This is a genomic window from Microbispora sp. ZYX-F-249, assembly GCF_039649665.1.
Classification (GTDB): Bacteria; Actinomycetota; Actinomycetes; order Streptosporangiales; family Streptosporangiaceae; genus Microbispora; species Microbispora maris.
The window spans coordinates 23,443-46,414 of the sequence record NZ_JBDJAW010000023.1; the positions used below are offsets into that span (position 1 = coordinate 23,443).

General features: G+C 72.7%; 23 protein-coding genes. 12 read left to right on the forward strand and 11 right to left on the reverse strand.

The window, feature by feature from the left end:
* Positions 1 to 3 precede the first annotated feature (3 nt).
* The gene (locus AAH991_RS25125; protein ID WP_346228362.1) at positions 4 to 633 is read right to left on the reverse strand and encodes an O-methyltransferase; all 630 of its coding nucleotides are present in this window, start codon (positions 631 to 633) and stop codon (positions 4 to 6) included.
* Between the two features lie 185 nt (positions 634 to 818).
* On the opposite strand from AAH991_RS25125, the gene sigE reads away from it, so the two are divergent.
* The 4 genes from sigE (at position 819) to AAH991_RS25145 (ending at position 3,882) form a co-directional block, all read left to right on the forward strand.
* Positions 819 to 1,427: an RNA polymerase sigma factor SigE gene (gene sigE, locus AAH991_RS25130; RefSeq protein ID WP_211593026.1), complete on the forward strand. Its 609-nt coding sequence runs from the start codon at positions 819 to 821 to the stop codon at positions 1,425 to 1,427.
* On the forward strand, positions 1,424 to 1,987 hold the full coding sequence (locus AAH991_RS25135; RefSeq protein WP_346228363.1) for an anti-sigma factor family protein: 564 nt from the start codon (positions 1,424 to 1,426) through the stop codon (positions 1,985 to 1,987). Before sigE ends, AAH991_RS25135 begins: the two co-directional genes overlap by 4 nt.
* A gap of 127 nt (positions 1,988 to 2,114) precedes the next feature.
* Entirely contained in the window at positions 2,115 to 3,458 is a 1,344-nt protein-coding gene (locus tag AAH991_RS25140; protein WP_346228364.1) for a S1C family serine protease, read from the forward strand.
* Between the two features lie 76 nt (positions 3,459 to 3,534).
* Entirely contained in the window at positions 3,535 to 3,882 is a 348-nt protein-coding gene (locus AAH991_RS25145) for a sec-independent translocase (RefSeq protein WP_346228365.1), read from the forward strand.
* 5 nt (positions 3,883 to 3,887) lie between these two features.
* Here the strand turns inward: AAH991_RS25145 and AAH991_RS25150 are convergent, their stop codons facing one another.
* From AAH991_RS25150 to AAH991_RS25160, 3 genes are read right to left on the reverse strand one after another with little or no spacing between them, the layout of a single operon-like run.
* On the reverse strand, positions 3,888 to 5,027 hold the full coding sequence (locus tag AAH991_RS25150) for an Mrp/NBP35 family ATP-binding protein (protein ID WP_346228366.1): 1,140 nt from the start codon (positions 5,025 to 5,027) through the stop codon (positions 3,888 to 3,890).
* A gap of 17 nt (positions 5,028 to 5,044) precedes the next feature.
* Entirely contained in the window at positions 5,045 to 5,539 is a 495-nt protein-coding gene (locus AAH991_RS25155) for a DUF1003 domain-containing protein (protein WP_346228367.1), read from the reverse strand.
* Positions 5,532 to 6,740 carry a magnesium transporter MgtE N-terminal domain-containing protein gene (locus AAH991_RS25160; RefSeq protein WP_346228368.1) on the reverse strand — a complete coding sequence of 403 codons (1,209 nt, stop codon included), beginning with the start codon at positions 6,738 to 6,740 and terminating at the stop codon, positions 5,532 to 5,534. Before AAH991_RS25160 ends, AAH991_RS25155 begins: the two co-directional genes overlap by 8 nt.
* An 85-nt stretch (positions 6,741 to 6,825) precedes the next feature.
* Here AAH991_RS25160 and AAH991_RS25165 point away from each other — a divergent pair, with 85 nt between their 5' ends.
* Positions 6,826 to 7,770, forward strand: a complete 945-nt coding sequence (locus AAH991_RS25165) for an EamA family transporter (protein ID WP_346228369.1) — start codon at positions 6,826 to 6,828, stop codon at positions 7,768 to 7,770.
* A 5-nt stretch (positions 7,771 to 7,775) separates the two neighbouring features.
* Here AAH991_RS25165 and AAH991_RS25170 read toward each other — a convergent pair whose 3' ends face one another.
* On the reverse strand, positions 7,776 to 8,153 hold the full coding sequence (locus AAH991_RS25170) for a hypothetical protein (RefSeq protein WP_346228370.1): 378 nt from the start codon (positions 8,151 to 8,153) through the stop codon (positions 7,776 to 7,778).
* Positions 8,154 to 8,188: 35 nt separating this feature from the next.
* On the opposite strand from AAH991_RS25170, the gene AAH991_RS25175 reads away from it, so the two are divergent.
* From AAH991_RS25175 to AAH991_RS25185, 3 genes are all read left to right on the forward strand, one after another.
* Positions 8,189 to 9,127, forward strand: coding sequence for an HpcH/HpaI aldolase/citrate lyase family protein (locus AAH991_RS25175; protein WP_346228371.1), 939 nt, complete (start codon positions 8,189 to 8,191; stop codon positions 9,125 to 9,127).
* Between the two features lie 28 nt (positions 9,128 to 9,155).
* On the forward strand, positions 9,156 to 10,289 hold the full coding sequence (locus tag AAH991_RS25180) for a CPBP family intramembrane glutamic endopeptidase (protein WP_346228372.1): 1,134 nt from the start codon (positions 9,156 to 9,158) through the stop codon (positions 10,287 to 10,289).
* Between the two features lie 135 nt (positions 10,290 to 10,424).
* Positions 10,425 to 13,613, forward strand: a complete 3,189-nt coding sequence (locus AAH991_RS25185; RefSeq protein ID WP_346228373.1) for a hypothetical protein — start codon at positions 10,425 to 10,427, stop codon at positions 13,611 to 13,613.
* On the opposite strand, the gene AAH991_RS25190 is transcribed toward AAH991_RS25185, so the two are convergent.
* Positions 13,600 to 14,007, reverse strand: coding sequence for an NUDIX hydrolase (locus AAH991_RS25190; RefSeq protein ID WP_346228374.1), 408 nt, complete (start codon positions 14,005 to 14,007; stop codon positions 13,600 to 13,602). The two genes, AAH991_RS25185 and AAH991_RS25190, sit on opposite strands and share 14 nt — an antisense overlap.
* A 72-nt stretch (positions 14,008 to 14,079) precedes the next feature.
* On the opposite strand from AAH991_RS25190, the gene AAH991_RS25195 reads away from it, so the two are divergent.
* The 3 genes from AAH991_RS25195 to AAH991_RS25205 are packed head-to-tail and all read left to right on the forward strand — an operon-like array spanning position 14,080 to position 16,386.
* Entirely contained in the window at positions 14,080 to 14,724 is a 645-nt protein-coding gene (locus tag AAH991_RS25195; protein WP_346228375.1) for a DUF6758 family protein, read from the forward strand.
* Positions 14,725 to 14,738: 14 nt separating this feature from the next.
* Positions 14,739 to 15,449 (forward strand): MBL fold metallo-hydrolase, encoded by a 711-nt coding sequence (locus AAH991_RS25200; RefSeq protein WP_346228376.1) that lies wholly within the window; start codon positions 14,739 to 14,741, stop codon positions 15,447 to 15,449.
* A gap of 4 nt (positions 15,450 to 15,453) precedes the next feature.
* A complete protein-coding gene (locus AAH991_RS25205) occupies positions 15,454 to 16,386 on the forward strand; it encodes a RecB family exonuclease (RefSeq protein ID WP_346228377.1) in 933 nt (310 codons plus the stop codon).
* Here the strand turns inward: AAH991_RS25205 and AAH991_RS25210 are convergent.
* From AAH991_RS25210 to AAH991_RS25220, 3 genes are all read right to left on the reverse strand, one after another.
* Complete coding sequence (locus AAH991_RS25210) at positions 16,337 to 17,248, reverse strand: oxygenase MpaB family protein (protein WP_346228378.1); 912 nt, start codon at positions 17,246 to 17,248, stop codon at positions 16,337 to 16,339. The two genes, AAH991_RS25205 and AAH991_RS25210, sit on opposite strands and share 50 nt — an antisense overlap.
* A gap of 10 nt (positions 17,249 to 17,258) precedes the next feature.
* Positions 17,259 to 18,143, reverse strand: coding sequence for an alpha/beta fold hydrolase (locus tag AAH991_RS25215; RefSeq protein ID WP_346228379.1), 885 nt, complete (start codon positions 18,141 to 18,143; stop codon positions 17,259 to 17,261).
* Positions 18,144 to 18,447: 304 nt separating this feature from the next.
* Positions 18,448 to 20,454 carry a DEAD/DEAH box helicase gene (locus AAH991_RS25220; RefSeq protein WP_346228380.1) on the reverse strand — a complete coding sequence of 669 codons (2,007 nt, stop codon included), beginning with the start codon at positions 20,452 to 20,454 and terminating at the stop codon, positions 18,448 to 18,450.
* Positions 20,455 to 20,872: 418 nt separating this feature from the next.
* Between AAH991_RS25220 and AAH991_RS25225 the strand changes: the two genes are divergently transcribed.
* A complete protein-coding gene (locus AAH991_RS25225; protein ID WP_346228381.1) occupies positions 20,873 to 21,532 on the forward strand; it encodes a ferritin-like fold-containing protein in 660 nt (219 codons plus the stop codon).
* A 482-nt stretch (positions 21,533 to 22,014) separates the two neighbouring features.
* On the opposite strand, the gene AAH991_RS25230 is transcribed toward AAH991_RS25225, so the two are convergent.
* Both AAH991_RS25230 and AAH991_RS25235 read right to left on the reverse strand, forming a co-directional pair.
* A complete protein-coding gene (locus AAH991_RS25230; RefSeq protein ID WP_346228382.1) occupies positions 22,015 to 22,245 on the reverse strand; it encodes a DUF3107 domain-containing protein in 231 nt (76 codons plus the stop codon).
* 94 nt (positions 22,246 to 22,339) lie between these two features.
* A complete protein-coding gene (locus AAH991_RS25235; protein ID WP_169948767.1) occupies positions 22,340 to 22,960 on the reverse strand; it encodes a TetR/AcrR family transcriptional regulator in 621 nt (206 codons plus the stop codon).
* Positions 22,961 to 22,972: the final 12 nt, after the last annotated feature.

A 22,972-nucleotide genomic window follows, 5' to 3' on the forward strand; every position in this document is an offset into this window, starting at 1 on the left:
CCCTCAGGTCAGCTTCACGGCGGCCAGGAGGCCGGAACCGAGCGGCAGCATCAGCGGACGCAGCCGCTCGTCGTTCCTGACGAGCTTGCCCAGCTCCCGGATCGCGACGGTGTCCGGGTCGCGCTGGGTCGGGTCGGCCACCTGGTCGCCGCAGAAGGCGTCGCAGAAGACCACGACCCCGCCCCGGCGCAGGAGCCGTACCGACTCGGTGAGGTAGTCGATGTACTCCTGCTTGGCCGCGTCGCAGAAGACCATGTCGTAGCCGCCGTCGGCGAGGCGGGGGAGCACGTCGAGCGCGCGGCCGCCGATCAGGCGGATGCGGCTGCCGGAGAACCCGGCCTCCGCGAACGTCTGGCGCGCCATGCGCTGGTGCTCCGGCTCCACGTCGACGCTGGTGAGCGTGCCGTCCGGGCGCATGCCGCGCAGCAGCCACAGGCCGGAGACCCCGCACCCGGTGCCGACCTCCACCACCGAGCGCGCGTTGGCCACGGTGGCGAGGAAGCAGAGCGCCGCTCCGCACCCGGGCAGGATCGGGTGCGCCCCGACCTCGATGCCCCGCCGGCGCGCGGTCCGCAGGATGTCGTCCTCCGGGACGAACTCCTCCGCGTACTCCAGGCTGGCCGGTGTCGCCATCGGCCTCTCCCTCCCCTGCTTCATGTTGGTCGCAGCCTAGGGGAGTCGGACCGGAACGGGAACTCACGCCACAACGGGGACGTTGCACGCTTTGAACGGTCTTTGTTCGAGACCGCTCGGCCCGCGGTGCGCAGGAAGGGGCGAAACCAGGCACTATGGCTGTAGCGACGATCCTGCAGAGAGGAATGCCGGTGGACGAGCACGACCACCAGGCGGAGACTTCGGTGTCCGACTGGACGCCTCCCACATGGGAGGAGGTCGTCCGCACTCATTCCGCCCGGGTCTACCGGCTGGCCTATCGGCTGACGGGCAACGTCCACGACGCCGAGGACCTCACTCAGGAGGTCTTCGTCCGGGTATTCCGGTCCCTGTCGAGCTACACCCCGGGCACGTTCGAGGGGTGGCTGCACCGGATCACGACGAACCTCTTCCTCGACATGGCGCGGCGCAAGCAGCGCATCCGCTTCGAGGGGCTGGCGGACGACGCGGCCGAACGGCTGCACGGACGTGAACCGTCCCCGGCGCAGGCGTACGACGACGCGCACCTGGAGCCCGACATCCAGGCCGCGCTCGACGCCCTGGCGCCGGAGTTCCGGGCCGCCGTGGTGCTGTGCGACATCGAGGGACTGTCCTACGAGGAGATCGCCGCGACGCTCGGCGTGAAACTCGGCACGGTGCGCAGCCGCATCCATCGCGGCCGCGCCCAACTGCGGGAGGCGCTCGACCACCGGGCGCCCTCGGCGAACCGGAACGGCGACCAAACCCCCCCTTCATTCAGCAGGGAGGGACTGTGAGTCATCTTGGCGAGCGCGTCTCCGCGCTCATCGACGGCGAACTCAGTCACAACGAGCGAGAACGCGCGCTGGCGCACCTGACGTTCTGCGCGGACTGCCGCGCGGAGGTCGAGGCGATGCGGGCGCTGAAGACCCGTCTGCGGTCCATGGACCCGCCCGCGATGCCGGCGGACCTCACCATGTCGCTGCTGCGGATGGCGGAGCCGGGAGGGCCGTTGCCGCCGCGGATGCGGCCCTTTCCCGACCACCCGGCCTTCGGCGCCGGGCGGCTTCCCGGCATGCACGCCGCCGGGCCGATGGACAACCGGCCCCGGGGCAGGGACGGCGGACGATCGGGTCCGGGGCGGCCCGGCAGGATCAGACGCGCCGGATACGTCGCCGTGGGAATGGCCGGCGCCGCCGTCGCCCTCGGCACCATGCTCATGGCCGGCGGATCCACCGCCACCCCGAACCCGACGCCCGGGCAGATGTTCGTACAGCATCCCGCCCAGAACAGGGCGCCCGTGGTGAGCACGTCGCCCAGCCCGTCACCGAGCGTCACCAGGGGGCTTTCGCGCTGAGCCGAGGAGACGGCATACGATCGGACACCGCAGCCGTCGTGTGCCGCTGTCCTCAGGGTTTCCGGCATGGTGCCGGTACCGCGTGGCTGCCAGCGGATGACCCCGTGCGCGAGGAGTGAGTGCCGCGATGACCGACAACACGCGTTCCTTCGGCGCGTCGGACCGGCCCGAGTTCCTTCCCGCGGGCGAGGAGCCCCCTCAGGAGCCCTCCCAGGAGCCGTCTGCGGGGTCGTGGGGCACCTCCGGGCAGGAGACCTCTCCGGGCGGCCCTCCGCCGCCCACCGGCGCGTACGGCATGGGTCCCGGCTGGGCGCCGCCGCCGCTGTATCCCGCCGCCCCGCAGCGGGAGCCGCGGGGCCCCAACATCGCGTTGTACGCCGCCCTGGCCGTGGTCGTGGCGCTCGTCGCGGGCGGGGTGGCGAGCTGGGGGACGTTCCTGCTGACGCGCCCGTCCTCCGGCATCGACCCCGGATACTCGCTCAGCGCGCCGTCGAAGCAGCCCACGGCACGGCCGCCGGGGTCGGTGGCGGGGGTGGCCGCCAAGGTCCTGCCCAGCGTGGTCTCGCTGGAGGTCAAGGGCAACAGCGAGGCCGGCACCGGCTCGGGCTTCGTCATCAAGGGCGGCTACATCGTCACCAACAACCATGTCGTGGCCGTCGCGGGACAGGTGGGCGAGATCCGCGTCCGCTACAACGACCGCACCTCCTCGGGCGCGCGCGTGGTCGGCCGCGACCCGAACTCCGACATCGCGGTGGTGAAGCCCGACGCGCCGGTCAAGGCGCCGGAGCTCCCTCTCGGCAACTCCGACGGCGCGGTCGTCGGGGATCCGGTCATCGCGGTCGGCTCGCCCCTGGGCCTGACCGGCACGGTCACCACCGGCATCATCAGCTCGCTCAACCGCCCCGTCGAGGCGGGCGGCAGCACCGGGTCGGACTACGCGCTCATCAACGCGATCCAGACGGACGCCGCCATCAACCCCGGCAACTCGGGCGGCCCCCTGGTCAACGCCTCGGGCGAGGTGATCGGGGTGAACTCGGCGATCGCCACGGTCGGCGGCTCCCTGCTCGGCCAGCAGTCCGGCAGCATCGGCCTCGGCTTCGCGATCCCCGTGAACCAGGTGCGCCGCATCGCCCAGGAGCTCATCACCACGGGGGCGGCCCGCACCTCCAGGATCGGCATCACGATCGACCAGAGCTACCAGGGCCAGGGGGTGCGGATCGCCACCCAGACGGCCGGGGGCGCGCTGCCGGTCACCCCCGGCGGACCGGCCGCGAAGGCGGGGCTGCGCCCGGGGGACGTCATCCTCGAGGTCGACGGCCAGCCGGTGGGCGACAGCCGGGAGCTGATCGTGACCATCCGCAGCAAGGCCCCCGGCGACCAGGTGCGGATCAAGTTCCGGCACGACGGGGAGGTCCGTACGGCGACGGTCACGGTCGGCGCGGCACCGGTCCCCAGCGCGCGTCCTTCGTGAACCGGCCATCACCTGTCCACAGCTCAGGGCGCGGGCATTAGTCTGATTTCAGTCGTACGCGCAGGAGGAGATCACCATGTTCGGACTCGGCTGGGCAGAGGCCCTGGCATTGGTGGTGATCGCCCTGCTCGTGTTCGGGCCGGAGAAGCTGCCCCAGGCCGCCTCGCAGGCGGGCCGTACGCTCCGGCAGCTCCGGCAGATGGCCAACAGCGCGAAAGAGGACCTGCAGGCCAACATGGGGCCGGAGTTCGCCAACTTCGACCCGGCCGACCTGAACCCCAAGAACTTCGTGCGCAAGCACCTTCTCGACGACATCGAGAAGGACTGGAACGCCACCCCGGGAGTGGAGCCGGAGCCGGCGACCTCCCCCACGCAGGAGCTGGGCGTGGGAGAGATCCCGCCGTACGACAACGAGGCGACCTGACGCGGTCAGTGCTTGACCGGTGAGATGTCGAGCTTCAGGCCCTTGAGGCTGGTCGGCTTCTTACCGAGACCGGACGCGATCCGGCGCAGTTCCGCCGCCGCGGGGGCGTCGGGGTCGGTCAGCACGAGCGGCTTGCCCTCGTCGCCGCCCTCACGCAGCCGCATGTCGATCGGCACCTGACCGAGCAGCGGCACCCGCGCGCCCAGCGTGCGGGTCAGCGCGTCGGCCACACTCTGGCCGCCGCCCTCGCCGAACACCGAGATGCGCTCGTCGCAGTGCGGGCAGGGCAGCCACGCCATGTTCTCGATGACGCCGGCGATCTGCTGGTGGGTCTGGGCGGCGATGGACCCGGCACGCTCGGCCACCTCGGCGGCGGCCTGCTGCGGGGTCGTCACGACCAGGATCTCGGCCGTGGGCAGGCGCTGGGCGACCGAGATGGCGATGTCGCCGGTGCCCGGGGGCAGGTCCATCAGCAGGACGTCGAGGTCGCCCCAGTAGACGTCGGTGAGGAACTGGTACAGCGCGCGGTCCAGCATCGGGCCGCGCCACACCACCGGCGTGTTGCCCTCGGGCTTGAACATGCCGACGGAGATGACCTTGATGTCATGCGCCACCGGCGGCATGATCATGTCCTCGACCTTGGTGGGACGCTCGCTCACGCCGAGCATGCGCGGCACCGAGTGGCCGTAGATGTCGGCGTCCACGACGCCGACCTTCAGGCCCTGGGCGGCCATCGCGGCGGCGAGGTTCACGGTGACCGACGACTTGCCGACGCCGCCCTTGCCGCTCGCGACCGCGAACACGCGGGTCAGCGAGCCGGGCTTGGCGAAGGGGATCTCCTTCTCCGGCCCGCGGTCGCCGCGCAGTTTCGTCTGCAGCCCCTTGCGCTGCTCCTCGCTCATGACGTCCAGGTCCACCCGAACGCCGGTGACACCGTCGACCTTGGAGACCGCCTCGGTGACGTCGCGGGTGATCCTGTCCTTGAGCGGACAGCCGGCGACGGTCAGCAGCACGCGGACGCGCACCACCCCGTCGGCGGAGACGTCCACGTTGTCGACCATGCCGAGGTCGGTGATCGGCCGGCGAATCTCGGGGTCGTTGACCGTCGCCAGCGCGGCCATGACCAGTTCAGGGGATGGTGCCATGAATCCATGCTATGGACTCAGCGGGTGTCCTCCGAACCCGCCCCGGACGATCTCACCCCGGCGGCGCTCAGCTCCTCCTGCAGACGCTGGAGCTCCGAGCGGATGTAGTCGCGCGTGGCCACCTCGCCGAGCGCCATCCGCAGGCCGGCGATCTCCCGGGTGAGGTACTCGATTTCGGCCTGGTTGCGCTCGGCCGTCATCCTGTCCTGCTCGTACTGGACGCGGTCGCGGTCGGCCTGGCGGTTCTGCGCGAGCAGGATCAGCGGCGCGGCGTAGGACGCCTGGAGCGAGAGCATCAGGGTCAGGAAGATGAAGGGGTACGGATCGAACTTGAACGGCGCGAACACGTTCCACAGCAGCCAGAACCCGACGAACACCGTCATGTAGACGATGAACCGCGCGGTCCCGAGGAACCGCGCGATCCGTTCGGAGAGCTGGCCGAACGCCTCGGGGTCGTAGTAGAGCCGCAGGCGCGGGGTCAGCTCACGCGGCTGGTCGAGGCGTTCAGTCATGTCGTTCTCGCCAGTCCTCCGGCAGCATGTGGTCCAGCACGTCGTCGACGGTCACCGCGCCCAGCAGACGGCACAGCTCGTCCACGACGGGGATCGCGACCAGGTTGTACGTCGCGAGGTACGACGCCACCTCGTGCACCGTGAGCTCGGGCCTGATCGGATCCACGGTGTTGTCTATCACGCTGCCGAGCAGTGTCGACGGCGGCTCCCTGAGCAGCCGCTGGAAGTGCGCCACCCCCAGGAAGCGCCCGGTCGGGGTCTCGGTCGGCGGGCGGGTGACGTACACCTGGGCGGCGATGGCGGGGGTCTGCTCCTGCTGGCGGATGTGCGCGAGGGCCTCGGCCACGGTCGAGGTCGGCGGGAGGATGACCGGCTCGGTCGTCATCATGCCGCCGGCGGTGTACTCCCCGTAGGTCAGCAGTCGCCGGACCGGCGCGGCCTCCTCCGGCACCATGAGCCGCAGCAGTCCCTCGGCCTGCTCCACGGGCAGTTCCTGCAGCAGGTCGGCGGCGTCGTCCGGGCTCATCTCCTCCAGCACGTCGGCGGCGCGCTCCCGGTGCAGCCGGCTCAGCACGAGCACCTGGTCGCGCTCGGGAAGTTCCTCCAGGACGTCGGCGAGCCGGTCGTCGTCCAGTGCCGCGGCGACCTCGGCCATCCGCTTGGTGGGCAGCTCGTGCAGCATGTTCGCCAGGTCCGCCGGGCGCAGCGCCTCGAAGACGGCGAGCAGATTGGCCGCGCCCTGGTCCTTCTGGATCCCCGCGAAGCCGCTGACCTCGTCCCAGTCCACGATCAGGGTCTCGCCCCTGCGCCGCTTCCCGCGGCGTACCGCGACCTTGGTGATGAGCCAGTCGGACGGCCGCGGCTGCTCCATGGCCAGGTCCTGGACGGTCACCCGCTCGCCCTTGTAGTCGACCGTGCGGTCGAGCATCTCCCCGATGGCGAGCGTCTCGGCGTCCCGGCACTCGAACCTGCGCATGTTGAGCTTGCCGGTGAAGATGAGGGCGCGGGCCTCGATGCTGGTGATCCTGGTGATCGGCAGGAAGACCCGGCGCCGTGGCTGGACCTCGACGACGAAGCCGTGGACCCGGGGGAGCAGCGGCCCCCGCAGCGAGACGACGACGTCCCGGATGCGGCCGATCTGGTCGCCGGCCGGGTCGAAGACCGCCAGCCCCGCCAGGCGGGCCACGAAGATCCGATCCACTCTGTCAGGTTACGCAAGGATGCGCACCGCTCGGCGTTATGACAGGATCCAAGCCGTTTATTGGTCATTACATGGGCAGGTGACGATGAGGGCTGTCAGCCTGGCGATCGCGGGCGTCTCGGCCTTCTGTTTCGGGTTCTCGGGACCGATGGCGAAGATCCTCGGCATGGCGGGACTCACACCGCTGGAGGCCGTGTGGATCCGCATGGCGGGGGCCGGCGTGCTCCTGCTGGCGGTCCTGGCCGTCTTCAGGCCGCGCGCGCTGCGCATCCCCCGCGACCGCCTGCTGTTCTTCGCCGCGTACGCCGTGATCGCGGTGGCGGCCGTGCAGGCCCTGTTCTTCGTGGCCATCACCAGGCTGCCGGTCGGTGTGGCGCTGCTGATCGAGTACACCTCTCCGGTGATGGTGGTCCTGTGGGTGCGGTTCGTCCGGCGGCTGCGGCTGCCGCGCTCGGCCTATCTGGGGGCGCTGATCGCGGTCGTCGGGCTGGCGATCGTCGTGCAGGTCTGGGAGGGACTGCGCCTGGACGCGCTCGGGCTGCTCCTCGCCCTGGTGGCCGCCGCCTGCTGCGCCGGATATTTCCTGATGAGCGACTCGTTCGGCGACGACGTGGACACGCTCGGCCTGATCGGCTGGGGCATGCTCGGCTCGGCGGTGGTCCTGCTGCCCGTCTCCCGGCCCTGGAACATCGAGTGGGCGGCGCTCACCGGCGCCGTCGAGGTCGCCGGGCGCACGGTCCCGGTCGCCGCGGCCGCGGTGGTGCTGGTCGTGGTCGCCACGGTCGTCGCGTACGCGACGGGGGTCACCGCCGTGCGGCGGCTGTCGGCCGCGGTCGGCGCGACGGTCGCGTCGGTGGAGGTCATCGCGGGGGCGGTGATCGCCTGGGTGCTGCTCGGCGAGCGCTTGGAGACCGCCCAGATCACCGGAGGCCTGATCGTGCTCGCCGGGGCCCTGCTGGCCCAGACGGCGACCGAGCGGATCGGGCCGGACCGCCACGCCGCCGAGGTGACGGAGACCGTGCGCGTCTGACGCTGTCACGTCCGGGGCGCGAGCCGTACGACCGTGGACCGCTCGGCCCAGCGGGCGGTCAGGCCGGCGGCGTCGCGGGCGTTGAGACGCTCCTTGGCCAGCGCGGCCACGGCCTCGGGCGCGGCCGCCTGGTCCACCACCTCGGCGACGGCCGGGAAGCGGACGAGCTCGGCGCCGTTGTCCTTGCTGCGCAGCACGACCTCGACCTCGCCGCGCTCCGCCGCGATCTCGGTCAGGCCGGGCAGGGCACGCTCCTCGCCGCCGGTCACCACGTAGAGCGCCCCGTCGTGCCACACGTGCCAGGCCAGCCGCGGTCCGGACGGCAGGCCGAGCCACAGCACACCGGACTTCTTCGCGCCCTCTTCGATCACCGACAGGGTCATGGGGCACAGCCTATTCACCGCGCTACCGTTGGCCCATGCGCGCTCGACGTTCGTGCCTGGCGGTGCCCGGCAGCAACCCGCGATTCCTGGAGAAGGCCCAGGGCCTCGCCGCGGACGAGATCTTCCTCGATCTGGAGGACTCCGTCGCGCCCGGCGCCAAGGACGAGGCCCGCCGCAACGTCGTCGCCGCGCTCAGGGAGGGCGACTGGACCGGGAAGACGGTCGTCGTCCGGGTCAACGACCTCACCACGCGCTGGACCTACCGGGACGTCATCGAGGTCGTCGAAGGCGCCGGCGACCGGCTCGACTGCCTCATGCTGCCGAAGGTCTCCGACGCCTCCCACGTGGTCTGGCTCGACACCCTCCTCGGCCAGATCGAGCGGGCCACCGGCCTGCCCGAGGGCGGCATCGGGGTCGAGGCGCAGATCGAGGACGCCCGCGGGCTCGTCAACGCCGACGACATCGCCGCGTCCTCGCCCCGGCTGGAGACGCTGGTCTTCGGCCCGGCCGACTTCATGGCCTCGATCGGCATGCGCACGCTGGTCGTGGGCGAGCAGCCACCCGGGTACGGCGAGGGGGACGCCTACCACTACATCCTCATGCGCATCCTGATGGCCGCACGCGCGCACGGCCTCCAGGCGATCGACGGGCCGTACCTGCAGATTCGCGACCTGGACGGCTTCCGCCGGGTGGCCATGCGGTCGGCCGCCCTGGGGTTCGACGGCAAGTGGGTGCTCCATCCGTCGCAGGTGGAGGCGGCCAACGAGGTGTTCTCGCCGTCCCAGGAGGACTACGACCACGCCGAACTCATCCTCGACGCGTACGAGTACTACACGACGGTCGAGAAGCGGGGCGCCGTCATGCTGGGGGACGAGATGATCGACGAGGCCTCGCGGAAGATGGCCCTGGTGGCGGCGGCAAAGGGCCGCGCCGCCGGACTCACCCGCTCCAGCTCCTTCACCCCGCCCGGGTGATCGGCCGCCGTACGCGAAGAATGGACATATGAACGAACCACAGCCGGGCCCGGATCCGGCCGCCGGGCCGCCCCAGCTGCCCGGTCCCTATCTGGCGCCGGGACCGTACGCCGGCGGGACGGCCTGGCCGGCCGGTCCGCCGCAGCCGCTGCCGAACCCACCGCCGAACCCGCCGCAGTGGGCCCATCCGGCGCCGTATTCGGGGCCGTATCCCGGCCCTTATCCCGGTCCCCATCCGTGGGGGCCACCGCCGCCGCGTGCCCGCTGGGACGTCCCGCCCCCGCCCGGCACCCGGTACGACCGCCTGGCGCGTACGGCGTCGCACCGCTGGTGGCGGCCGATCGCCGGCACGCTCGCGATCATCGTGGCCTTCCTGGCGCTCTCGATCGCCCTCGGCCTGGTGGCCTTCATCGTGTCGCTGGTCACCGGGGTGCCCATGGTGCGCTCGGGAACCCGGCTGTTCGCCGATCCCGTCGTCGACCTCGGGTTCCAGCTGGGGGTCATCGCGCTGCTGCTGCCGCTGGTGCTCGGCGCGGCGTGGCTGTTCCAGCGCCGACCGCCGGGGTCGCTGTCGTCGGTGGCCCTGCGGCTGCGGTGGCGGTGGCTGGGGGTGTGCCTGCTGGTCGCGCTGGTGGCGGTCGTGCTCGGGCAGGCCGTCGAGGCCGTGACGCTGATGTCCGCGGGGGTGGATCCCGGATTCCGCTGGGCGGGCTGGGAGGAGTTCCTCCCGGCCATCGTCGTGATCCTGCTGCTGGTGCCGTTCCAGTCGGCGGCCGAGGAGTACGCCTACCGCGGCTGGATCATCCAGGGGTTCGGGGCGTACCTGCGCACTCCGTGGCCGGCGATCCTGGTGGGCGCGGCGGCCTTCGCCGCCTCACACGGTTACACGGGCTGGGGGATCGTCTACGTCTTCGCGTTCGGCATGCTCATGGGCTGGCTGGCGGTCCGCACGGGCGGGCTGGAGGCGCCGATCGCCCTGCACGCGACCAACAACGTCGTGGCGTTCGGAGTCGTCGCGGCCTCCGGGGACATGGGCAGCGCGATGGAACAGGGCGAGGTGCCCTGGGAGGCGCTGATCGGATCGGCCGTGCAGTTCGCGGTTTTCGGCATTGGCGTGCTGATAATCGCCCGAAAGTGGGCAATCCAGACCCTCTCCCGATAAATCTCACTAGAGAGGTATGGCCCCGGGGCTCTTCCCGTGTTGCTCTGGATCCGTGATGGGGTATCACTGTGATCGCTTTGCCGTACCACAGGTGGAACGGTCCGGATCGACCTCTCCGGGGAGGAGGTACTGAGCGTGGCCTCGGGCCCCCACGAGCGCGACCGCCGGCACGCCGCAGACGAGCAGGCGACCCCTCCCACGCCCCCGCCGGAGTTACACCACCGGCCGCCCGGTCCGTCCCCCTGGGCGCTGCCTCCGTTCGCCGCCCCCGTGCCGGAGGACGCGTCCGATGAGGCGGGCGATCCGGAGCCGGGCGACCCGGACTTACGCGGCGGCGGTCCGGACCCGGCGCCGCAGACCTGGGCGCCGCGCCCCGATCAGGACGCGCCGCGCGACCGCGGTCCCCGGACCGGCCGCAGGCCGTACGCCGCGCCGTACGGGGGCGGGGAACCGCGCCACAGCCGCTCCGAGGACCGCGGCGAGCACGGCGACGCGGGCGCGACCGGTCCGCCCGGTCCCGCGGGTTCCCCCGCGCCCCGGCACGGCGAGGGTGCCGGGTCGGCGGGGGAGGCGGCGTCCTCCGGGCAGGAGGCCCGGGGACGCCGCATCGTGAACCGGCCGGACAAGCTGGTCGCCTCGGGGCCGCCACGGCGGCGGCGTGCCCAGATCCCGCGCGAGAACCCCGACGGGCCGGACGCCCCCGAGATCGACACCCCGCCGTCGGGGCCGCTGCGCGAAGAGGACCCCACTGGTCAGGGGGAGCACGGTGGTCAGGGGGACCACGGTGGTCAGGGGGAGCACGGTGGTCAGGGGGAGCACGGTGGTCCGGGGGAGCACGTGTGGACGCACACGCCGCCCGAGCCGGTCGAGCGCATCGGGCGTCCGCCGGGGGGCCGTCCGGCGCGTCCCGACACGCTCGTGGCCGTCGGCCCGCCCCGGGCGGGCGGCGGACGCCGTCACAGACGGGTGCTGCCGGTCCGGCGGTTCCCGCCGCGCCTGCCCCGGCTGGTCGCTCCCGCGGTGATCGCCGTGGTCCTCGTCGCCGCCGCCGTGCTGGGCGTGGCGGTCGTCAGGTGGGCCGGCGGCCCGTCCACGACGGGACTGCGCCTCGCTGCGGGCGACGGCCAGTCGGGCGACGCGGCGTTCTCGGCGCCCGGTCTGCCGGGCAACGGCTCCAGCCAGGTGCTCAACGCGTTCGCCGCGGCGGGCGCGACGGTGGTGGCGGCGGGCAGCGACACGACGAGCCCGCTCACCCGGCCGCTGTTCCTCGTGTCCCCCGACGGCGGCGCGCACTGGCAGACGGGCCGGGTCGCCGACGCCCCGGGGTACGAGTCCGCGCCGGGGGCGGTCGGCAGGGTCGCGGGCGGCGACGGCCGCTGGCTCGCGGTCGGAACCGACGCGCCCGGCTCGGCCGGCCCGGCCGCGCGCGGCATGTGGGTCTCCTCCGACGGCAGGTCGTGGACGGCGGTGGACCCCGCGCGGCTGACCGCGTTCTGGAGCCAGGACAGGATCACCGACGTGGCGCGGACCGCGGCCGGCTTCCTGGCCGTGGGCGCCACGACCCTGCGGGACGGCACGGCGGGCCCGGTCGCCTGGGTGTCGCCCGACGGCGTCGGCTGGACGAGGGTGGACACCGACCAGATCGGCACCCCCGACAAGGTCCGCGCGATGCGGGCGGTGGCCGCGCGGGGCGACCGGGTGGTGGCCCTCGCCGATCCCAGCTCCGGCAATCAGGGGTCGGGCGACACGGTCTCGGTCGTCCTGCGCTCCGACGACGGCGGGCGCACCTGGCTGCGTACGGCCGCGGCGCTGGCGGACGTACGGCCCGAGCCCGGCGCGCTTGCCGTCACCGCGAAGGGCTTCGTGCTCGTGCCCACCCGGCAGAAGTCCGACGGCGGCGAGGTGCGGGTCTACTGCTCGCCCGAGGGCGCCGACTGGACCCAGTGCGGCACGATAGGGCCGCTCGGCGCGGAGGGGACCGGCGTGCGGGGCCTGGCCGCGTCGGCGGCGGGGATCGCGGCGGTCGCCGAGTCGGCCTGGGAACGCTACGCCGTCTACACCAGCCGCGACGGCCGCGAGTGGACCAGGAGCGCCGACCTCGGCGCCATCCCGGGCACCCTGCGCGGGCTGGCCGTCACCGACGCGGGGGTGCTCGTGGCGGGCGGCGACAAGCGCGGGCCCGGCGACGTGGAGAACCTTCCCGTGCTGATCACCGCGGGGAAGGGCGAGGCGGCGCGTGGCGTGCCGCTCAAGGAGATCGCCGGGCTCAACCGGCTCGCCAGGAACACCGCGGACCTCGCCGCCGCCGGCGGCACGTTCGTCGCCGTGGGCTCGGCCAACGGCGACGCCGCGATCTGGACGAGCGGCAACAACGGCGCCAACTGGAAGGACGAGGCGTTCCCCGACCTGCTGGGCGGACCGGGCCGCCAGACCCTCAGCGGCGTCGCGCACGGCCCCAGGGGATGGCTCGCCGTCGGCAGCACGACGACCGACCCGGCGGTGACCCGCCCGCTGGTCGTCACCTCGGCGGACGGGAAGAGCTGGCGGCCCGGTCCGGCGATCCAGGTGCCCGCGGGCCACTTCCTGCTCGCGCCGAGTGTGGCGGCCGCCGGGCCGAAGGGCTACGTCCTCGCGGGGGAGGACCGCTCCGCCACGGGAACGCTGCCCGCCCTGTGGTTCAGCCCCGACCTCAAGCGCTTCACCCGTTCCGCGCCGGGCAGCATGCCGGCCGGCGGGGCGGGCGTGCGCCTGTACGACGTCACGGCGACCCCCCACGGATTCATGGCCGTCGGCGGGTCGGGCACCGCCGACCGGGAGACGGGAGTGGTCTGGGTCTCCTCCGACGGCCTCAACTGGAACGCCCGGGGCCGGGTGCTGCCGCCGGACGCCACCTCGGCCGGGCTGCGCCACGTGGTGGCGACCGGGGCGGGCGTGGTGGTCGTGGGCACCGCGATGACCGAGGACGGCCCCCGCCCGTTCTCCGCGCTGTCCACGGACGACGGCGCCGAATGGGAGTACGGCACGCTGCCCGCCGACGCCGCCGCCTCGGTCCTCGATGTGACCGCGACCGGGCGGGGACTCGTCGCCGTCGGGTCGCACCGGTCGTCCGCGGAGGGCGGCGAGGGCGACAGCGCGGCGTGGGTCTCCGCGGACGGGGTGGACTGGTCGCGCCAGGCGCTCACCCAGGACGGCCTCGGCGGCCAGGGGTCGCAGTGGCTCGGGGCGGTGGCGGTCTCCGGCAACCGGGTGGTGGCCGTCGGAAGGTCGGCCGGCCACGCCGACGACCATCTGACGATCTGGCGCAGCACGGTCACGGAGCGCTGATCCCGGAGACGACCCCCCATTCCGCGAGGGCGTCGGCGAGGCCGTCGGTCAGCGGGAGCCGTGCCAGGTCGGACGGCGCGCACCAGCGGGCGTCGGCGGCGTCGTCCCCGGCCACCGGCACGCCCGAGGCCGTCGCCACGTAGTCGTGGATCTCGTAGGTCGCGCCGCCGGGGGCGGGCCGCAGCACGGTGCCGGCGAGCCGTACCACGGTGACGTCGAGGCCGGTCTCCTCGCGCAGCTCACGGCGCAGAGCCTGCTCGTCGGTCTCGCCGGGCTCGACCCTGCCGCCGGGCAGGGACCACAGACCCTCGCCGGGAGGTCGGCCCCGCCGCACGAGCAGGAGACGTCCCTCGGCGTCGGCGACGATCGCGCCCACACATCTGATACACCGCACATCACCAAGATTACGACTAGATAACGGGCAGACTCTTGACGTACGGACATCACGGACGCACCGTGAATATTTGTGAGAACCGCGCCAACTTGTCCGCGGTGCTTCGGGCCGCTGCACGAACCGAATGTCTGGTCGAGTTCCTGGCGTTGCGACGCCCATGGGGACGTCCTGCCCTTCCAGCCGCCCCGGCGGCCGTCACAGGCCGCGCTGGAGGCCCTCTGCGAGACGGCCAGGGTGCCCGTCTGGCTCCCGTGGCCGCTCCCGTCCGGATGGCTGGTGACGGGCTTCGCCGAGGTGGGTGACGAGCGCACCGGTGTCAGGGCCAGCGTCGTCGCCCTCGCCGGCCCGTCGCTCACGCACGGCCCCGCCGACATGCTGCTCATCGCCGAGGAGCCGGGCATCGGTCTCGGCGCCGCGTACGCCGGGCTGCCCGGCCCGGACCCGGGAGCGGGGTTCGACGCCGGGCCGCCGCACGCCAAGATCGACGCGCGTGGGCACCCCACGGCGCTGTGGTGCGCGGGACGGGCGGTGCCGGGGGACCGGGCCGTCTACGTGGGCGAAGCCCTCGGCAACTGGCTGTGGACGGTCGCCTGGCCCGTCGAGGCGGGGTGCTTCATCGCGCTGGCCAACCTGTCGCTGCGCGATCTGCGGGACCAGGACCAGGCCCTCGACCTGCCCTTCGGCGCCTTCTCGCCGCGTCTGGACGGAGAGGGATAGTAAGGTTCTGAGCCGTGACAGCGCGCATCGAACGAGTGGTGACCTCGGGCCTGGTGGACTACGAGGGCGACGAGCACAAGGTCGAGAACAACACCTGGATCGTGGGTGACGACGACGAGGTGATCGTGATCGACCCGGCGCGGGACGCCGACAAGATCCTGGGGCAGGTCGGCGAGCGCGAGGTCCTCGCCGTCATCTGCACGCACGGACTGCCCGACCACGTGGGCGCCGCGATCGAGGTCGCGGCCAGGGACGAGGCCGTGATCGCCGTGCACCCCAAGGACAAGCGCCTGTGGCGGCAGACCTGGGAGGAGACCTGGCCCGACATCGACATGGAGGACGAGGGGCTGTTCTCCGTGGCCGACGTCGAGCTGGAAGTGCTCTCCACGCCGGGGGTCACGCCGGGCGGCGTCTCGCTCTACTGCGAGGGCCTGGGCGTGGTCTTCAGCGGCAAGACCCTGCTCATGGACGGTCCCGGCAAGCTCGGCGGGGAGTACCCCGCGCTCGCCGACCAGCTCACCTCGATCGGCGAGCGGCTGTTCACGCTGCCGCACGAGACGAGGGTGCTGCCCGCGCACGGCGAGGAGGGCAGGATCGGCGACCTGGAGCCCGAGTTCGACCGCTGGCTGTCGGGGTCGCTGACCGGCGCCCAGGAGGCCGAGCCGGAGCCGCCGCTCGTGGACGGCACCCGCGCGTCCGGCATCACGCTGAACCTCGACGAGTAGGGCCGTGGAGCAGCTCGGCCTCGACGGCATGCCGAGGCGGCTCTACACCTGCACCCCGTCGCGCCTGAACACCTGGCTCGACTGCCGGCGGCGCTACCGCTTCACCTATCTCGACCGGCCCGCTCCGCAGAAGGGGCCCCCATGGGCGCACAACAGCGTGGGGGCCTCCGTCCACAACGCGCTGGCCGCGTGGTGGCGGGAGCCGTACGACCGGCGTACGCCGGTCATGGCGGCCGTGCTGCTCACCAACGGCTGGATCCGCGAGGGGTTCAGAGACGAGGAGCAGTCGGCCACGTGGCGTGACCGCGCCCGCGCGATGGTCTCCTCCTACACGGCCACGCTCGACCCCGGCGACGAGCCGGTGGGCGTCGAGCGCACCGTCGCCACGCGCACGTCGGTCATCGCCGTCTCGGGCCGGGTGGACCGGCTCGACCGGCGCGGGGACGAACTGGTCGTGGTCGACTACAAGACCGGCCGCCGCCCGCCGACCTCCGACGACGCCCGTTCCTCGATCGCGCTGGCCGTCTACGCGATCGCCTCGTCCCGTATGATGCGCCGGGCCTGCCGCCGGGTGGAGTTACACCACCTGCCGACCGGGACGGTCGCGGAGTGGGAGCACACCGAGGAGTCGCTCGCCCGCCACCTGCGCAGGGCCGAGGACATCGCGACGGAGGCGGCCGACGCCGACGACGCCTACCGCGCGGCGGTCCCGAGGCGGGAGGACCGATCCGGGGCGGTCGAGGTGCCGCCCGAGATCGACCGGCTGTTCCCGCCCGAGCCGGGCCCCATCTGCTCCTGGTGCGACTTCCGCCGCCACTGCCCCGAGGGGCGGGCCGCGTCCCCCGACAAGCTTCCCTGGGACGGCCTGCCCGAGACCTCTTCCGGCCTCAGCCCGTCGTACGGCGGGGACGGCGGCGAGGGTCGACCAGCGCTCTGAGGCCCTTGCCGACGTCGTATCCGGCGGCGCCCAGGCGCTCGCGCGAGGCCCGCAGCATGGCCCTGGTGCGCTCGTCCAGCACCTGCTGGTGGACGAAGTCGGGGATCGTGTTCATGGTCAGCCGGAAGGCCCGCAGCGCCGCCGTGACCGTGATCTGCGGCACCTCGGGCAGCACGCCGTACATCCTGCGGGCCCAGTCGGGCAGCGTGTAGTAGCACAGCGCCCCGAACGGGAAGTAGACCGGCTTGGCCGGGGACAGGAAGCGCATGTCGTCCGGCAGCCGCGGCCAGAGCAGGAACCGCACGGCGGCGGCCGACTCGGGGATGACCCGCAGGACCGGCCGCATCCGCGCGAAATACTCGTCCATCTCACTGACCGAGCCGGGCACGTCGTCGGCGTGGAGTCCGACGTAGGTGGCGCTGTTGCGCTGCTCGGCCAGGTACTGGTCGGCCTGCCGGTCGGTGATCCGGGCGCCCGCGCGGCGGACGACCTCCAGGTAGGACATGACCTCGGCGCAGTGGACCCACAGCAGCAGCTCGGGATCGTCCACGCGGTGGGTCCGGCCGGTGTCGGGATCGCGGATGCGCAACGCCCGGTGGATCGCGCGCACCCGCCTGCCGATCTCCTCGGCCTCCTCGGGGCTGCCGTACGTCACCCGGCCCACGAAGTCCGCCGTACGGCGCAGCCGGCCGAAGGGGTCCTCCCGGAAGTTGGAGTTCTGCCACACGCCCCGCATCGCCAGCGGATGCAGGGCCTGCAGCATCAGGCCGCGCACGCCGCCCACCCACATGCTCCGGTCGACGTGGACCAGCCACGTCGCGGACTCCGGAGGCTGGGCGGTCAGGCCGCTGGCGCCGGGCATGACGACCGGCTCATCCGTGCTGGTGCTGGAGCAAGCGGCTCTCCGCGGCGTTCCAGAAGCGGGTCAGGGCCGCCGCGGTGGTCTCGGGGGCCTCGACGGCCGGCGAGTGGAGCGCACCCGGCACCACGACGCACTCCGCGTCGAGCCTGCGGGCCATCTCGGCCTGCAGCAGCGGCGGCCAGCCGTCGTCGTGCTCGCCGTACAGGACCAGGAGGTCGAGCCCGCACCCGGCGAGCTCCTCGCAGCGGTCCGGGGCGCCCAGGACCTCCTTCGCCATCGCCACGAGGCCGGTGGGGTGGTTGCTGAGCAGTCGCTTGCGCAGGAACGCGACGATGTCGTCGGGGACGCCTGCCGCCAGCGCCTCGGGCTCCAGCCTGTTCGACCACATGTAGTCCAGGCCGTACTCCGGGAGCTCGGCCAGCAGGACCCGGCCCATCCGCTCCCGGGGCCCGACGATGCCTCCCGGCCCCGAGCTCATGAGCGTGAGCGAGGCGAGCCTGGCGCCGCCGTTGAGCGCCGCCTCGCGGGCGACGAGCCCGCCGAAGGAGTGTCCCAGCAGGTGGACGGGCTCACCCTGGCCGACGGCCGCGGCGATCGCGTCGATGTCGGCGCCGAGAGCCGCGCACGTGTAGGCCGCGGGGTCGTCCGGGCCCGGCGTCTCGTACTGCCCGCGCATGTCGACCGCGATCACCCGGCGGCCGGCCTGCGCGAGCGTCTGCAGGACGGCGATGAAGTCCTCCTTCGACCCCGTGAAACCGGGGACGAGAAGGGCGGGCCAGCGCTCGGGGACACCGCTGGACGGAAGCGCTTCGAGGGCCGCGAACGAGCCCAGCGGCGTCTCGATCTGCTCACTGCTGACACCCGGCGGAAGGGTCAGGAACCGTGGCGTGCTCACGAGGCCTCCTCCACCTCACCCCGGATCCCGGGAACCGATGGGCCGGACCGGCCCCACGTCCTGGACCGTCTGCTGAAGGCTCGCTCACTCACGTGGCATCACGATACCCAGGAAAGATCCTGACGACACTGCCGAAGCGACTACGCGGGTTTCGGATGGTCATTGCGCATGCCTCCTGTCCAGGTCATACCCACTGCGGGCGAACCGGCCCCCGACGCGACGAGGGCAGGGCGAGCGCCGGCCGTCCGGCGCCCTCCCTGCCCCTGCTGTCGTGCTCATGGACGAGCGGGCCTGTGCCGGCCCCTCACCCCGTACGGCGGGGCCGCGGCCGGGGCGGGCGACGCCGCTGCTGGGCGCGCTCGCTCGCGGCGGACGGCGCGATGTCGTCGTCGTCGGTCGCCAGGTCGGGGGACTTGAACACGATCGCGAACGGGCTGGCCGGGATGATCCGGTCAGGCTCCGGCCGCTGCTCCGGCCGCTCGGCGGGCTCCCCGTCGGCGATCCCGCGCACGGGCGCCTCCCCGGCCGGCTCCTCGACCGGGAGTGCCTGCTGGGCGGCGTCGGCGGCGCGGGTCCTGCGGCGGCGCGCCGGGCGCTCCTCCACCGGCTCCTCGGCCACGGGCACCCGGTCGCCGGCGTCGGCGGCGATGTCGGTGCCGGTGGTGGTGCCGGTGGTGGTGCCGGTGGTGGTGCCGGTGTCGGCGCCGGTGGTGGTCTCGGCGGCGCGGGTCCTGCGGCGGGTGGTCCTGCGCGTGGCCGCCGCCTTCGGCTCGTGCCCGTCGCCGGCGGGCGCGGCCTCCCCGTTCGCCGGGGCCTCGGCCTGCTCCTCGGGGCCGTCCTCGCGGAACCCCACGGCCGTGACGTCGGCCAGCGCGCCGGTCAGGGCCGCGGCGTTCGCGCCCCTTCGCCCGCGGCGCCCCGGCGCGGCCTCCGAGATGGTCTCCAGAGGCTCCACGGGAGCCTCCACCGGAGCCGGAGCCTCGGTCTCCGCCGAGAAGGACGGGTCGGCGTCCTGGGCGCGGCCACCGCGGGTGCGCCGCCGCTCGCGGGTGCGGGCGGGGCGCTCACGACGCTCTTCCCTGTCACCACGACCGGAGTCACCACGACCGGAGTCACCACGACCGGACTTGCCCCGGGACCGGGTGCGGCCCGTCTCGCCGAGGTCCTCGATCTCCTCGGCCTCCAGGCCCGCCCGGGACCGCTGGGCGCGCGGCAGCACGCCCTTGGTCCCCTCGGGGATGTCGAGGTCGGTGTACAGGTGCGGGGAGCTCGAATAGGTCTCGACGGGCTCGGCGAAGTCCAGCGAGAGGGCGTTGTTGATGACCTTCCAGCGGGTCAGCTCGGTCCACTCGACGAAGGTCACCGCGACGCCGGTGCGGCCCGCCCGGCCCGTACGGCCGATCCGGTGGACGTAGGTCTTCTCGTCCTGCGGGCAGTCGTAGTTGACGACGTGGGTGACGTCGTCGATGTCGATGCCGCGCGCCGCGACGTCGGTCGCCACCAGCACGTTGATCTTGCCGTTGCGGAAGGCCCGCAGCGCCTGCTCGCGCTGGCCCTGACCGAGGTCGCCGTGGACGGCCGCCACCGCGAACCCCTTGTCCTTGAGCTGCTCGGCGACCATGTCGCAGGCCCGCTTGGTCTCGCAGAACACCATCGTGAGCCCGGCGCCCCTGCTCTGCAGCAGGCGGGCCACAATCTCGATCTTGTCCATGCGGTGCGTGCGGTACACGTGCTGCGTGGTCAGCGTGGTCGTCTCGGCCTCGGCCGTGCCGCTCTCCGCCCGGACCCGGGTCGGCCGGGTGAGGTAGCGGCGGGAGAGGTTGACGATCTCGCCGGGCATGGTCGCGGAGAACAGCATGGTCTGCCGCTGCTCCGGCACCAGCTTGATGATCCGCTCGATGTCCGGCAGGAAGCCGAGGTCGAGCATGCGGTCGGCCTCGTCCAGCACCAGCATGGTGATCTGGCCGAGGTCGAGGTGCTTCTGCTTGACCAGGTCGAGCAGCCGTCCCGGCGTGCCGACGATCACGTCGACGCCGTTCTTGAGCGCCTCGATCTGCGGCTCGTACGCGCGCCCGCCGTACACGGTGAGGATGCGCGACCCCAGCTTGCCGGCGGCGAGGACCAGGTCCTCGGTCACCTGGAGGGCCAGCTCGCGGGTCGGGACGAGGACCAGACCGCGTGGCTTCTTGCGGTTCTTCCTCGGCTTGCCGACGAGCTGCAGCATGGCGACGCCGAAGGCATAGGTCTTGCCCGTGCCGGTGCGCGCCTGTCCGATGACGTCCTGGCCGGCCAGCGCCAGCGGGAGCGCCATCTCCTGAATCGGGAATGGTGAAGTGATGCCCTCGGTCTCGAGCGCATCAGCGATCTCCGGGATGACTCCCAGGTCTCGGAACGTCGTTGTCAGCGTGGCCTGCCTCAATCAGTGCGAAGGGCGGCCTTCCGGGACAGCCGGCCGGCAGATCTTCCCCGGTCCGGGTCCTCGCGGACAGTCGCGCCCTCGTCGTGATCAGCGACCGCGGCATCCAGTGGTTCCTGGGGGTCCGGGGGATGGCCCCGGATCGACACAGTGAGCGGCACAGTGCGGTCGCACTTCCACGAAGCAGTCTACTCGATACCACAACACGGAACCGATTTCTGCGTCTTCTCGCTAAAAGCTCTTGCTGTGTGGCGGGTGCCGAAGGCCCGGGCGCCGCTCGGATCGAGGGGGCCGGGAGCCGTACGCTGCACCCATGAGTGATTCCTCTCCCGGGACCGTGGACCTGCTCGGTGTCCTCGCGTACGCCGAGCTCACCGCCTTCCTCCGGCTGGCCGAGGACGCCGCGCTGCTGGCTCCGACGCTGAACGACAGGGCCGCCCTCGGGGACGTGGCCGCCACCGAATACGGGCACTTCCGGGTGCTGCGTGACCGGCTGGCCTCGCTCGGCGTCGATCCGGAGGAGGCGATGGCCCCCTTCGTGGAGGCCATCGACGCCTGGCACGCCCAGACCAGGCCCAAGGACTGGCACGAGGCGCTGATCAAGGCGTACGTCGGTGTGGGGATCGCGGGGGACTTCTACCGTGAGGCGGCGCGCCACACCGCACCCTCCATCAGCGCCCTGGTGGACGAGGTGCTGACCGACGAGAGCCGTGGGGAGTTCGCGGTGGAGCGGGTGCGCGCCGCGCTGGACGCCGACCCGCGGCTGTGCGGCCGCCTGGCGCTGTGGGCGCGCCGCATGGTCGGCGAGGCGCTGAGCCAGGGGCAGCGGCTCGCCGCGGCCCGGCCGCAGCTCGCCGCCCTGCTGGTGGGCGAGAACGGTGAGGACCTGGCGGAGGTCGGACGGATGTTCGCCCGGCTGACCGAGGAGCACGGCAAGCGGATGGCGGCCCTCGGCCTCACACCGGGCCCGTAGTCTTCACGGGTTCCGCGGTTGTCGTGGGCGGCCACGCCGGGGTTGTCCAGTGCGCTGACCTGGTGAGACTCCTGGGGCGGCGAGGGCCGGGAGGTGCGGCGGGCGGTCCCGCGCGGCGGCCGGTCCGGCGTTCATGGGTCGCGCACGTGCCAAACGGATGTACGGTGCGAGCATGAGGGCCTCGCGCCGCTACGGCAGTTCCTTGACGAGATGTGGGCCGAACACCTGGACTCCGCGTGCGGTGTTGCGGAGAGGAAGCGCGGGCTGTCCGACGATCAGCGGGAGGCGGGATCCCCATCAGGCGGATCTGACCCGCCGTCCCCGCGGATGCGGTTACGGACGCACCTGAGCCCGCGGCGATCCCCGGGCGGCCGATCGACGGAGCTCGCATCGGACCTCACGGTCAGCCGCCGGGACGGCGCGCGTGGTGGGCGCGCGCCGCCGGCGGCCGGTGAGGCTCGGTGGGCTGTCCCGGTGGGGGGTTACAGAGTTCCGCCGAAGCCGACGGGGCGCGTCTCGTCCTCGCCGATCTCGACGAACCCGAGCGAGGCCACGGGGACGACCACTCGGCGGCCCTTGGTGTCGGTGAGCGTGAAGACGCCCTTCTCCGAGGCGAGCGCCTTGCGGAGCTCCTCCTCGATCTCCTCGGCCGACAGGTCGGTCTCCACGACGAGCTCACGGTGCACCGACTGCACACCGATCTTGATTTCCATCGGGCTCCCCTTTCGCGAGGGCTGGTCCCTACCCATCGTCGCCCCCTCGGGGAGCGGTGAGCCCTGTGATCGCGTGAAGCGAACAGGATTCCGGTCAGCCGGTGCGCGGGAAACCGCTGATGCCCCGCCAGGCCAGGCGCGCCATCAGCTGGGTCGCCGCCTCCTTGGGGATCGAGCCGTGGCTGCTCAGCCAGTAGCGCGCGCTCACCTCGGCCATGCCCACCAGGCCGACGCCGAGCAGGTGCGCCTCGTCGCTGGAGCAGCCGGTGTCCTCCTGGATGACCTGGCTGATCGCCTCGGCGCTCTCGTGCAGCGAACGCTCCATCCGCTGCCGTACGGGCGCGACGTTGCGCAGGTCGGATTCGAAGACGAGCCGGAACGCCTCGCCCTGGCTGGAGACGAAGTCGAAGAAGGCGCCGATCGCGGCCTGCACCCGCTGTTTGTTGTCACTGGTGGACTCGAGTGCCTGCCGGATCCGGGTCACCATGTCGTCGACATGCAGGTCCAGCAGCGCCAGATACAGCTCCAGCTTGCCCGGGAAGTGCTGGTAGAGCACCGGCTTGCTCACACCGGCCCGCTCGGCGATCTCGTCCATCGCCGCCGCGTGGTAGCCGTTCTCCACGAACACTTCCTGTGCCGCGCTCAGCAACTGGCGGCGGCGGGCCATCCGGGGTAGCCGGGTGCCCCGGGGCTTGGCGTCCGGGGTAGCGGTCACGGCAGTCTCCTT